Below are 12,836 nucleotides of genomic sequence, written 5' to 3' on the forward strand. Positions count from 1 at the left end.
GACCATACCTTCTCCCTTGCTCCACAATCAATTGATTGCTATTGGCAAACATCCATGTCGATACATTCCATGACAAATGAAGGCGTTTGATCGGCATCAATCCTGCTCGCCAAGCCTTTCTGTGCCATGTCCGCAACTGTTAAACTGACCAAAACGGCCACGAAAGTTTAAGCATGGACTATTTCCCGACATTCATGAATCTGCAGGGGCAACCCTGTGTCGTCATTGGCGGTGGCGACGTGGCTGCCCGCAAGGCCGGGCTACTGGCGAAGGCTGGCGCCAGACTCACTATTGTCTCGCCTGAATTGTGCGCCGCGCTGCAAGCCGAGGCAGTGGCAGGTCGCCTGCTACACTTGGCAGCACCATTTGCCCCGGAACACTTGGCCAACGCCACACTGGTGATCGCGGCAACGGATGACGAAACGGTCAATCGACAAGTTGCCGATACCGCACGCGCTCAGCGCATTCCTGTCAATGTAGTGGATCAACCCGATCTATGCAGCTTTATCATGCCTGCCATCATTGATCGATCACCCGTTGTCATCGCAGTGTCGACCGGCGGCGGCGTACCGGTACTTGCCCGCCTCATTCGCGCCAAGCTGGAAACCATGATTCCCAGCACCTATGGCGAACTAGCCAAGTTGGCGACCGAATTCCGCGACCGCGTCAAAGCACGATTTGGCAGTGTCACCGCACGCCGCATATTCTGGGAAGACGTACTACAAGGCGATGTAGCCGAAAAGGTGTTTTCCGGCAATATCGACGCTGGCCGCAAGCTGCTGGAGCAAGCACTGCAACAAGCAGAACAAGGTACGCGCAATCTCGGTGCGGTATATCTGATCGGTGGCGGCCCAGGCAACCCGGATCTGCTTACCTTCCGTGCGTTACGGCTGATGCAGCAGGCTGATATCGTATTGTATGACGCACTGGTTGCTCCCGAAATCGTCGATCTGTGTCGGCGCGATGCAGAGCGCATCTTCGTTGGCAAGCAAAGCAGCAATCATGCACTGCCACAGGAAGACATCAACCAGCTGCTGGTCTACCACGCCCAACAAGGTAAACGGGTAGCCCGCCTGAAAGGCGGTGACCCGTTCATCTTCGGCCGAGGTGGCGAAGAAATTGAAACCCTGGTCGAATACAACGTTCCGTTTGAAGTCGTGCCCGGCATTACCTCCGCGCAAGGCGCCTCCAGCTACGCAGGCATCCCTCTCACCCATCGTGACCACGCCCAGTCCTGTACCTTTGTCACCGGTCACCGCCGCGATGGTGCCGGCGAAGTCGACCTCGACTGGCCCTCGCTGACTCGGCCGGAACAAACTGTGGTGGTCTACATGGGGGTCGGGCAGTTACCTGAAATCTGCCGGCAAATGATCGCCTATGGCCGCAGCGCCAACACGCCCGCCGCCATCATCGAGCGCGCAACAACCTCTCGGCAACGGGTGGTCATCGGCAATTTGCAGTCGCTGCCAGACAAGGCAACTGAACAACAGGTCAAAGCCCCGGCACTGATCGTGATTGGTAGCGTTGTCAGCCTACATGAGAAATTGTGCTGGTTCAAAACCCAATAGACAAGGCACGCACCGAAGAAACACAGCCCGCGTGCACGGGCCGCTTACTTGACTGACTAGGCAGTTACTGTGCCTTTTCCACCTCGATCGTCGACTTGGCCGGCGGCGCAGTCGGGTCAACCGGATGGCTAGTAGTATTGATGAACCACAACTTACCATCGACCTCAATACGCGCTGTCAACGCATATTGGCGCTTAGCTTCCAATTTATTGGCAGGGTAACGCAATTTGAATGCAATCGGCACCTGCTTGCCCTTGGTCTGAATGGTCTGCTGGGCAATGGTAGTCGCAGCCACATCCATCAACGATACATCGTCAAGCCGCACCTGCACCTTGGCATTTGGAGGCAAAGCCATCCGCTCGCGGTAGACCACCCCCCCTTTCAGCACCATCATCTTGCCCACCTTTTTTGTCAGCGCCTCGGCCCCCTGAGCCACAGAACATACTCCACTCAGCGCCAACCCAAGTAACATGACATGCATCGTCCGAATTAGCATTTTGCTTCCTTATTGATGACAAATGGCTATGGTAGCCGTTTCTTAGTTACCAGAAAATCGAATGCCACCGCACCAGCCCCTTAACAATATGACTTACCCTTTTGCCGCAACGGGCGGACAGAATACACATAGAAACCACGTGAGCCGATCTGCATCAACGAGATTTTAATCGAATAACTTGTCACATAACCGTCATATTTCCATGGCACAGTGGCGGGCAATGCAACCGTTATCGTATACACCTCCATTACAAACACCACATGAGCTGATATTTGCCAATTCAGATCAGCCAGTAGCGAACACATTTCAGCATACTTACTCAAGCCGCCAAATCTGGCGGCTTTTTATTTGGCCTCGTCAAACCAGCATTTCCGCAGCGGCGCAACACGCAAGTCATTTGACAGCACTGCCGTCAGAGCAAGACATAATATGTCTTGACATTTTATGTCCAAAATCCAATACTCAACCTGTCGCTTTCATCCTTTTACCTTGGAGACAACGCGTGGACTTTCTGCAACGCATCGAACAATCCCTGACCGAGGTGCAATCCCACATGGGTGGACTAGAAGTACAAATGCAACCAATTCCCGGTGAAGTGGATGTGGTTCAACTCACCATCGAGGGTCGTGAGTCACTGCCGATTTTTCTCACTCGCTCGGACGCGCAAATGTTGTGTATCTGCTACCTGTGGACCGATGCCGAAGTTAAGCCGGATCAGCGCCAGGCGATGCAAACGACGATGCTGGATCTGAACGTAGCAGTACCGTTGTCCTCTTTCGGACGCATCCAAGACAAATATGTACTGTTCGGCGCCCTGGCAAGCCACGCGACACCCGCCGACATTGCACTGGAAATCGTGACACTCAGCGACAACTCGGTCGACGCGCTGGATGCGATGTCGGACTACCTAATCTAAGGAGGCAAACATGAATGTGTTCAACAAAATTCTTACCGCCCTACGTGGTTCGGTTCGCGAGATCGGCGAAAGCGTGGTCGATGCCAATGCTACCCGCATCTATGAGCAGGAGATCATGGATGCCAAGCACCACTTGAGCCAAGCCAAACAGGACTTAACGCTGGTCATGGCCAAGGAAATGCAAGCACAGCGGGATATCGCACGCCTGAATGGCGAAATCGCCAAGTATGAGCAACATGCACTACAGGCCCTGGACAAGGATGCCGCCACGCTGGCAGAAGAGGTTGCAGAACGGATTGCCATACTGGAAGTGGAGCTGACAGGCCAGATCAAGGTCAAGGAGGAATTTGCCGGTAACATTGTGCGACTGAAAGAACTGATCAAACAAACTGAAGCTAAATTACGAGAACATGAGCGTGAACTGGCCATGGCCAAAACCACCGAAAGCGTCTATCGCGCTACTCAGTCCATCTCGCAGAGTATGCATGGCGGTGGGTCCAAGCTGATATCGGCAAGGGAATCTCTGGATCGCATCAAGCAACGCCACACCGAACTGAGTGATCGTATCAAGGCCACTGAACAATTGGATAACGAGTTGGGTGACAAAGCGCTGGATGCCAAGCTAGCAGCTGCAGGTATCGGCGCACAGGTTAATGGCAAGCAGGTTGTGCTGGACCGATTGAAAGCCAAGCATCGCGGCACCGATACCTCGCCAAAACAGGATACGTAATGAGCAAGCCGATTCCCAGCCGCTGGCAAAGCTCGGACACCGCCATCAAAGCCGTGCAAGTCGCATTTGATGTCGAAGAGACGGTAATGAATGCTGTGCGCCGTGCAGCCTTTGACAATAGTTTGTCCGCTTCGGATCAAATCCGCTTGGTTCTAGGTTTGTCCGTCGCCACCAAACCAAAGCGGCCACGCCTGACTGTCTCGCTGTCGGAAGAGGATTACCGTATTCTGGGCAAACGGTATGGCATCGATCCGGACGAACGGCTAAAAATCAAGGAGCACGTCACACAAGACCTGATCCAGTTTGCTCAAACCACCGAGGACAAATGACCCTCCTCCGCCATAAGGAACCGCCATGCCACTGTGGCTTGATGCCATCCTGAGTTTTCCAACCATCGTTTACACCATCTTACTGGTTGTCGTGGTGACTTATTGGCTGCTCGCCATTGTCGGGCTGGTCGATTTCAGCCATGGCCATCATGGCCATATGGAATGGCACGACCTTGCGCATGGTCATGGCCACGATACCCACTTTCCTGCAGATGCGCACGGACATGGCGAAACCGATGTCAGCACGATTGCCAGTTTCGCCATGGCGATGGGGCTTAGCGGTGTGCCCTTTTCGATTGTCGTCAGTCTGATCGTGTTCTTTGCCTGGGTTATATCGGCATTGGTGGGTGAATACGTACTGGTGTGGGTACCAACCCAGCTACTCAGAATATTGTTCGGTCTAGCAGTGATGGCAGGCGCCTTTGCAATGGCCTTGCCACTGACCGCCCTGACAATCCGTCCGATGCGACCTCTGTTTGTCGTACACAACGCCCCACACAATGCCGGCCTGGTTGGGTTGCCCTGTCGTATTTTGACCCTAACGGTGGACGAAAAATTTGGTCAGGCAGAGGTCACGCACCAAGGCAGCACGTTCAACATCAAAATCTGGGCTCCCACACCCAATGGCTTGACCAAGGGCAGCATCAGTGCCCTGCTGGATTACGACCAGAAAACTGGTCGTTACGAAGTGGCAACGGTCGATATCACCACCGACCAATGACAACCATGCCTTCTGACCAGCGGTCCGAGACATCCAACAATCAAGTGCAACGACAAGGCTACGTATTCGGGGCACGGCAATAGATAACAACACAAATGAGGAAAATATGGAAATTCTGCTGATTGCCAGTGGCATACTGACGCTGATCATCTTTGGTGCATTCGTGCTGTTTGCCAAGTTCTATCACAAAGTAGAGCAAGGTCACGCCATGATCGTCAACACCTTGCGCGCTGAACCGGAAGTGACCTTCACCGGCCGTATGGTCTACCCCATCATCCATATTAAGGAACTGATGGATATCTCGGTGAAAACCGTGGTGATCAAGCGCACAGGAAAAGAAGGCTTGATCTGCTCGGACAACATTCGTGCCGATATCGAGGTCACCTTCTTCGTCCACGTCAACAAAACCACTGAAGACGTCCTGAAAGTCGCCCAGACTATCGGTTGCAACCGCGCCTCCAGCCAGGAAACCTTGGAAGAACTGTTTGCCGCCAAATTTTCAGAGGCGTTGAAAACCGTTGGCAAAGCAATGAAGTTTGAAGATCTGTACCAGGAACGTGACAAGTTCCGTGACGAAATCATCCGCCAGATCGGCAACAACCTGTCCGGTTACGTACTGGAAGATGCCGCCATCGATTATCTGGAACAAACCCCGCTCGATAAGCTGGACCCGAACAATATTCTGGATGCACAAGGCATCCGCAAGATTACCGAACTGACCGCCATCGAACACGTGCAGACCAACGAGTTGCAACGTAACGAGCAGATGCAGATCAAGAAGAAAGACGTCGAAACCCAGGAAACCTTGCTGGAACTGGAACGCCAACAAGCGGATGCGCAAGCCCGCCAAACCCGTGAAATCGCCTCAGTCCGTGCTCGCGAACAAGCCGAGGCCGCCAAGATCCAAGCGGAGGAAAATGCCAAGGCCGAGTTGGCACGCATCCAGTCCGAACAAGTGATTGCCGTACAACAGGAGAACATGCAACGCGAGAAGGAAGTTGCCGAAAACAACCGTAAGCGAGCGGTGGCCATCGAGGAAGAAAAAGTCACCCGTGCCCGTCAATTGGAGATCGTCGATCGCGAGAAAGAAGTAGCCTTGCAGGAAATCGACAAAGAAAAGGTATTGGAAATCCAGAAGAAAGCCATCGCAGACGTCATCCGCGAACGCATCGTGGTGGAACGCACCGTGGCCGAGCAGGAAGAAGCCATCAAGGAACTACGTAAAGTCGCGGAAGCTGACCGTAACAAAAAAGCCGTGGTCATCACAGCAGAAGGCAAGGCCGAGGAAAAACTGGTGATCGACGTGAAAGCAGCTGAGGCTGAAGAACGCCGCGCCAAGCACAAGGCGCAGGAAGAATTGACCTTGGCTGAAGCCCGCCTGAAAGTGGCCGAGAAACAGGCGGAAGCCAAGAAACGGGAAGCCGAGGGGATGGAAGCGGTCGCCGCCGCACCTGGGCTGGCTCATGCCAAGGTACAAATGGCATCTGCCGACGCCACCGAAAAACAAGGCATGGTCGACGCCAAGGTGAAAATCGCCAGTGCCGAGGCCGTCACCAAATTGGGGAATGCCGAAGCCGAAGCGCTGTTGGCCAAGCTGGAAGCGGAAGCACAAGGCAAACAACAACTAGGCTTGGCGGATGTGCAAGTCAAAACGGCTGATGCACAAGCGGTTGAAGCACGCTTCCAGGCCGAAGCCAAGGGCCTGCGTGAGAAATTCGCCGCCATGAAGGAAATGAGCGACGATACCCGCTCTCACGAGGAATTCCGGATGCGTCTGGACAATGCCCACATCGAAACGCTCAAGGCGATCGAGGCCAACACGGTGATCGCCAAGGAACAAGCGGCAATGATCAGTACCGCCCTGGGCAATGCCAAGATCGACATCGTCGGCGGCGAAGGAGATTACTTCCAGAAATTTGTCGGTGCCCTGGGTACGGGCAAGGCAATAGACGGCATCATCAACCGTAGCCAGACACTGCAACTGGCACTGAAAGACCACCTGACCGGTGAGCGTGACTTCATCGAAGATGCCAAGGGCTTACTGGGCAGCCTTGGCAATTCGGCAGATGAGCTACAGAACCTGAGTGTTGCCGCCCTGCTGTCGAAAGTGATGAACAATGGCAGCGACGAGCAGAAAGCGGCACTGACCAGCTTGCTGGCAGGGTTCAAGAAGCCTTGACCACCAGTTGTGAAACACACGGTCGGGCTTCTGCCCGACTGACCTCACTCGTTATCACCCGATCCGCCAGACTGGGAGACCAGGAACATCATGCACTGCCCTACCTGCAACGAAGCTCTCAGCCAATACGAACCCGCTGCTGGCCTGCGGGCCCATCATTGTGAACATGGCCATGGCATGTGGCTGGACATCGCGGAGTACCGTCGCTGGCTGCCGACACAAGCGGCCCACGGCGCCAGCCCCCTGACCGAACCAATATCAGACATCAGCGACCACCGCGCGGCCCGTGCTTGCCCGGTATGTACTCGCATCATGCAGAAATATCGGGTATCCAGCCGGTTCGATTACCGCCTTGATCGCTGCAATACCTGCCAGGGTGTGTGGTTCGACCAAGGCGAATGGGATGCGCTGGTTGCCTTACAACAACAAGGCGATCTGAATACGATTTTGTCAGATGCCGGGCAACGTGACATTCAAGCCACCATCAGTCGGGAACGCATTGATGCACGCGATCGCGAACGGTTTGGCGACACCGTTTTTGCCGAACTGCAGCGTATCCGCCAATGGCTGGCTAACCAACCCAATGCCCATGAACTGCTGGCTTATCTGAACCGCAGGGAACACTGATCAACCATGTCCGAACCCCAAGAAAACCTCACCGAACTTGCTGGTGGTAGCTACGATCTGCTTCGCCAACGGTTGAATCAACAAGGCGAAATGCTATTGACCAAGGCTGGCACACTGAATGAGGCAAGACTGGCCGAATTCGGCCGGGAAGACATGCGACTGATCCGCCGCATCCGTGCCCGTACTGAAAACAACTGCGTAGCCCGCGATCTGGTTCGGGTCGGCCCCTGGCTGCTGTTTGGCTACAACGTCTTCATTGGCCTTAAAAAAGAAACCCGCATCGAGGATGTGTTCAGCCTGTATCAACTGGTGGAAGGCAACGATGGTGACGAACTGATACCCTCGCCATTCGATGGAACCTTTCTGGCTGATCAGCGCTTCACGGCCGATTTCCGCGAGCTTTACGCCTATTACAAACAAGCCACTTTGGTGCAGTTACGGGTACACAATGACAAATTGTTGGTCGCCTTCAAAATCGGCCAACAAATCACCGATATCCGCGTGTTCCGCTGGGCATTGGCGCCAGACGGCAAGATTGCCTATATCGACAACCGTGGTGAGCGTGACATACAGCTGCCACCTACCCATGATTTCGAGTGGACCACCACCACCCGCGAAGACCACGTCAATGGCAAGCACCCGCATATCAACATTCTTGACACGGTGTTTGTGGAAACAATTGGCGGCGATCTGACCATCAAGATCGAGAACAACACTGAAAGTGGATTGGGTATCTTCAGCGAACCGGTGGATGACCGGAACCAATCATTGGCCGATGCCGACGTCGCCTATGCACGGCTGGGTGCGTTGATTCTGCTACGTATCAAGCCATATCGTGAAGACAAAGTACGTTACTTGGTCTACAACCAGCGCACCCAAACCGCCACCCGGATTGATGAGATGGGTGAGAGTTGTGTGCAATTGCCAGAAGACCACGGAATCATCTTTCCCGGTGGGTATTACCTACAAAGCGGTGAATCCAAACGCTTTGATACTGACGCAGCTGGCATGCGCTTCAAGCGGATGGCACGCTCACCCAACGGCGAGGATGTGCTGTATGTGTTCTATGAACCGGTAGCCGGTAAGCTTGGCCTGTTCTCCTACAACCTGATTGACAAGCAATTGTCAGCACCGATCTACAGCAATGGCTACGCCCGCTTTGCAGACGGCCGCATCCTGTTGTTTATCGCAGAAAGTGACGAACCTACCCGCACCCACCCCATGCAATTGTGGCAAACCCCATTCTGCAATGAGGAATTCGCCAGCAGCAAAGCGATTGGACACGGTTTTTTCGGCCGTATTGGTAATGGTGAACTGGTGCGCGGTTTGTCGGAACTCTATGGCATTGCCCGTGCCGTGCGCGAGCAATGCCCCTCCCGCCACGCCTATGAAGACCTGATCAAGCACTGTGCCCGCGTTCAGGACAGTTATTTTTGGCTGGACGCCCCCGAGACAGGCCAGTTGGCTAGCGAACTCAAGGCAATCGGCGACACCGCCCGCGCCACGCTGGATGAGTTCGACAAGATCACCAGCATCCGTCGTGAAGCAGCCAAATTGCTGACTCAGGCAGAAGCCGAACAGAAAGCACTCAACACGGATATTGCCAGTGCACTATGGCACTCGCCTGGTGATTTTGTTGTAGCGCTGGACAAGCTGCGCGCGCAACGCGGCAGGCTGCTGACCTTGAAGGAAGCACGTTACATTGACCTGGACCGGATCAGCCAGCTGGATGTCGAGCTGACTACCGAGCAAACACGAATTGCCGACAAAACCATCCGCTTTTTGGCGCAAGATACAGCCTTTGACAGCTATCGCAATGAGCTGGCAAAAACTGCAACCCAGCTGCCCACAGTGGAAAAGACTGTCGATCTGGCGCCGATTCTGGCCCAGCTGGATCAGGTGGCCCATGGTCTGGATCTGTTGACCGAGCTACTGGGCACACTGGCCGCCGGCGACGCCACTTTGCGCACCCGTATTCTGGATGCTATTTCCGGCGTCTATGCAGAGGTGAACAGATTACGCGCCGAAGCCCGCAAGCTGAAAAAACAATTGGCCGAAACCGAATCGGCCGCCGAATTTGGTGCGCAATTCAAGCTATTCGGGCAAAGCATTGCCAATGCGCTGGATCTGGCCGACTCACCAGAAAAATGCGATGAGGCCATGACACGGCTACTGACGCAACTGGAAGAATTGGAAGGCCAGTTTGGTGAACAGGATGCCTTCATCGCCGATATTGCCATCAAACGCGAAGCGGTCTACGAGGCATTTTCCGGACGCAAGCAAACCTTGCTGGATGAGCGCCAGAAACGGGCCGGCGCCCTGTTTGATGCTGCCAGCCGCATTCTCGCAGGCATTCCCAAACGCGTGGTGCAACTGTCTGAGCAAGCACAACTACATGCCTACTTCGCCTCCGACGCGCTGATCCTGAAACTAAAGGGCTTGATAGGCGAGCTGCGCAAACTGGGCGACGCAGTCCACGCTGACGACCTCGAATCCCAATTGAAAACGGCGCGCGAAAATGCCGTCAAGGTATTGCGTGATCGCACCGAGCTGATGGGCGAAGGCGGTAATGTGATCCGCCTGGGCAAACACGCCTTTACCGTCAACGTGCAGCCGCTGGACCTGACCCTAGTACCCAAAGAAGGCGCCCTCGCCTTTCACCTGACCGGGACTGACTATTTTGAAATGGTCAATGACTCAGTGCTGGATTCACTCAAACCCTACTGGGGCTTGGTGCTACCCAGTGAAACACCTTCGCTGTATCGAGCCGAATATTTAGTCGGCCAATTGCTGGACGCGGCAACCCGCAAGGAATTCGGCTTGGATCTGAACCGCCTGCACGAGATCGCCGCTGACCTGCCAGCACTACAGGATCGCGTTCGTCAATTTGCGGCACCACGTTATCAGGATGGCTACCAGAAAGGCGTCCATGATCATGATGCTGCATTGATATTGGCAGCCCTGCTACCAATGATGGACCATGCCGGCCTGCTTCGTTACAGCCCAACGGCCCGTGCACTGGCCGCGCTCTACCATGCCGCCATTGGCGAAGGCCTGCAGACCCAATTGAAGCGACGCGCCCACAGCGCAGAACAACTTCATGCCCAGTTCGGACAAGATCAAGCCATAAACGAGCTCCGCCAGCATACCGTACGCAGCCTAGCCCGCTTTGCCAAGGAAAGCGGTCTGGAAAGCTGGTCCAATGGCACTTTGCTGGAAGAAGCTGGTGAATATCTGGTCGCTGAATTGGCCAGCCCGCAACGGGATTGGACAGAAAGTGGCAATGCCCGGGATTTGGCCGATGGCCTGATTCACTATCTGGAACATGCCAACCTGATTGGCGAATGGCGTGACACACTGCAAAGCGGTAGCTTGAATGAACGCTGGTTACATGCCAGCCACTGGCTACAAGGCTATGCAACGGCCCACGCCCCGCAGGCCGTGTTCTTTGTCCCAGAAGCCGCCGCCCTACTATTGACCGAGCAAGCTCGTCATCGCGTCAATGCCACACTGCAACAGGCAGTACCGGGCTTGCTGGGTGAACACCCATTGATTCAGCAGGGTACGCTGCAGATCAACCTGAACGATTTCCGTCAAAGGCTAGCTCATCATCGCCAAGTTGTATTGCCTGCCTACGAGCAACTACAGGCGTTACGACAGCAACTGGTCACAAATCGCAAGGGCGAACTCAAACTGCATCAGTTCCAGGCCAAACCACTGTCCAGCTTTGTGCGCAACCGCCTGATCGACGAGGTATACCTACCCATCATTGGCGACAACTTAGCCAAACAGATGGGTACAGCGGGCGAAGCACGTCGTACCGATTTGATGGGGATGCTGTTGCTGATCTCACCCCCCGGTTATGGCAAGACCACGCTGATGGAATATCTGGCTGATCGGCTGGGCATGATCTTCGTTCGAATCAACTGCCCTGCCTTGGGCCACGACATTGTCTCACTCGACCCTGCCCAGGCAACCCATAGCGCGGCGCGGCAAGAACTGGAAAAGCTCAACCTCGGATTGATGATGGGCAATAACGTGATGTTGTATCTGGATGATATCCAACACACCAATCCGGAGTTCCTGCAGAAATTCATCGCGCTATGTGATGGCACGCGCAGAGTGGAAGGCGTATGGCATGGTGAACCGCGCACGTTCGACCTACGTGGTAAGCGTTTCGCAATCGTCATGGCAGGCAACCCATATACTGAATCAGGGGAAGCCTTCAAGATTCCGGACATGTTGGCCAACCGGGCCGACATCTATAATTTGGGTGATGTGTTGTCTGGGCGTGAAGCGTTGTTTGCCCTGTCATATCTGGAAAACAGCCTGACCGCTCACCCCGCCTTGGCTCCACTGACCAGTCGGGCACCGTCGGACGTCCGCCTATTTGTACAGATGGCGCAAGGTGAGAACGTTCCCCAAAGTGAGTTTAGCCATGCTTACGGTGCCGCTGAAGCCAATGAGATTGTTGGCCTGTTCCGCAAGCTGTTCCAGGTGCGTGATGTGCTGCTGCAGGTGAACGCAGCATACATCGCCTCCGCCGCGCAGGCTGATGCCTACCGTACTGAACCACCATTCAAGCTGCAGGGTAGCTATCGCAATATGGCCAAACTGACGGCCAGGGTCAGCGCCATCATGCGCGATGATGAACTGGCCGCACTGCTGCGTGACCACTATCGCGGTGAAGCACAGACCCTGACCCAAGGTGCGGAAGAAAACCTCCTGAAATTGTCGGAAATCCTTGGGGACCATACGCCAGAAGAAGCCGAGCGTTGGGCTACCATCCGCGCCGATTTTCAACGCCACAAAAAACAAGGCGGCGCCGATGCCGATGGCACCACCAAGCTTGCCAATCTGGCGGCGGATATGGCCGTCACGCTAGGCGATATTGCTGGACAACTACGTGATGCCCAAGGCACCAAAACCTTGGCCAAGGTTTTGCATGATGGACTGGGTACACTCGCCAAACATGTCCCACCCGCACCGCAAGTACATGTGCAGGTTGAACCCGCGGCAGATATCGTGGACGTCATCCGCGGCCTGGCACAAGCCTATGAAACAGCGTTACTACCCACCATCAGTGCCATGAACCATAAGATTAGGTTGGATCATGAGATCTGGGAGAAAGTGCAGCAAATAGGCGAAGAGCTAACCAACCTGCAACAGCGCATTACCGCAGTAAGCAAGGCACCGCGATGACAAGAACTGACCAGTAGGCAGGTTAAACATCCGATAACGCAAATGCACAGACCATCACTTGAATGAGA

The 12,836-nt window shown here is 54.6% G+C and carries 9 protein-coding genes; 8 read left to right on the top strand and 1 reads right to left on the bottom strand.

The features are described 5' to 3' along the window. Positions 1-173: 173 nt before the first annotated feature. Positions 174-1,568, top strand: coding sequence for a siroheme synthase CysG (gene cysG / locus FFS57_RS08910; RefSeq protein WP_137937436.1), 1,395 nt, complete (start codon positions 174-176; stop codon positions 1,566-1,568). A gap of 64 nt (positions 1,569-1,632) precedes the next feature. Here cysG and FFS57_RS08915 read toward each other — a convergent pair whose 3' ends face one another. Continuing rightward, a complete protein-coding gene (locus tag FFS57_RS08915; RefSeq protein WP_137937437.1) occupies positions 1,633-2,064 on the bottom strand; it encodes a YbaY family lipoprotein in 432 nt (143 codons plus the stop codon). 502 nt (positions 2,065-2,566) lie between these two features. Here FFS57_RS08915 and FFS57_RS25775 point away from each other — a divergent pair. The 7 genes from FFS57_RS25775 (at position 2,567) to FFS57_RS08950 (ending at position 12,768) form a co-directional block, all read left to right on the top strand. Beyond that, a complete protein-coding gene (locus FFS57_RS25775; protein ID WP_249383949.1) occupies positions 2,567-2,980 on the top strand; it encodes a YjfI family protein in 414 nt (137 codons plus the stop codon). A 10-nt stretch (positions 2,981-2,990) separates the two neighbouring features. Continuing rightward, complete coding sequence (locus FFS57_RS08925) at positions 2,991-3,710, top strand: PspA/IM30 family protein (RefSeq protein WP_137937439.1); 720 nt, start codon at positions 2,991-2,993, stop codon at positions 3,708-3,710. After that, on the top strand, positions 3,710-4,039 hold the full coding sequence (locus FFS57_RS08930; RefSeq protein ID WP_137937440.1) for a hypothetical protein: 330 nt from the start codon (positions 3,710-3,712) through the stop codon (positions 4,037-4,039). The genes FFS57_RS08925 and FFS57_RS08930 overlap by 1 nt, the downstream gene beginning before the upstream one ends. A 25-nt stretch (positions 4,040-4,064) precedes the next feature. Next, positions 4,065-4,760, top strand: coding sequence for a ubiquinone biosynthesis protein (locus FFS57_RS08935; RefSeq protein WP_137937441.1), 696 nt, complete (start codon positions 4,065-4,067; stop codon positions 4,758-4,760). A 106-nt stretch (positions 4,761-4,866) separates the two neighbouring features. After that, positions 4,867-6,939 (top strand): flotillin family protein, encoded by a 2,073-nt coding sequence (locus tag FFS57_RS08940; RefSeq protein WP_137937442.1) that lies wholly within the window; start codon positions 4,867-4,869, stop codon positions 6,937-6,939. A gap of 90 nt (positions 6,940-7,029) precedes the next feature. After that, positions 7,030-7,566 (top strand): zf-TFIIB domain-containing protein, encoded by a 537-nt coding sequence (locus FFS57_RS08945; protein WP_137937443.1) that lies wholly within the window; start codon positions 7,030-7,032, stop codon positions 7,564-7,566. Between the two features lie 6 nt (positions 7,567-7,572). After that, positions 7,573-12,768: a DNA repair ATPase gene (locus FFS57_RS08950; protein ID WP_137937444.1), complete on the top strand. Its 5,196-nt coding sequence runs from the start codon at positions 7,573-7,575 to the stop codon at positions 12,766-12,768. Positions 12,769-12,836 lie beyond the last annotated feature (68 nt).

Origin of the sequence: Chitinivorax sp. B (assembly GCF_005503445.1) — a bacterium.
GTDB lineage: Bacteria > Pseudomonadota > Gammaproteobacteria > Burkholderiales > SCOH01 > Chitinivorax.

What these genes read in the sequence shown, in the direction of transcription:
- cysG (WP_137937436.1), top strand. Translation starts at nt 174, where the DNA reads ATGGACTATTTCCCGACATTCATGAATCTGCAGGGGCAACCCTGTGTC.
- FFS57_RS08915 (WP_137937437.1), bottom strand. Translation starts at nt 2,064, where the DNA reads ATGCTAATTCGGACGATGCATGTCATGTTACTTGGGTTGGCGCTGAGT.
- FFS57_RS08925 (WP_137937439.1), top strand. Translation starts at nt 2,991, where the DNA reads ATGAATGTGTTCAACAAAATTCTTACCGCCCTACGTGGTTCGGTTCGC.
- FFS57_RS08930 (WP_137937440.1), top strand. Translation starts at nt 3,710, where the DNA reads ATGAGCAAGCCGATTCCCAGCCGCTGGCAAAGCTCGGACACCGCCATC.
- FFS57_RS08935 (WP_137937441.1), top strand. Translation starts at nt 4,065, where the DNA reads ATGCCACTGTGGCTTGATGCCATCCTGAGTTTTCCAACCATCGTTTAC.
- FFS57_RS08940 (WP_137937442.1), top strand. Translation starts at nt 4,867, where the DNA reads ATGGAAATTCTGCTGATTGCCAGTGGCATACTGACGCTGATCATCTTT.
- FFS57_RS08945 (WP_137937443.1), top strand. Translation starts at nt 7,030, where the DNA reads ATGCACTGCCCTACCTGCAACGAAGCTCTCAGCCAATACGAACCCGCT.
- FFS57_RS08950 (WP_137937444.1), top strand. Translation starts at nt 7,573, where the DNA reads ATGTCCGAACCCCAAGAAAACCTCACCGAACTTGCTGGTGGTAGCTAC.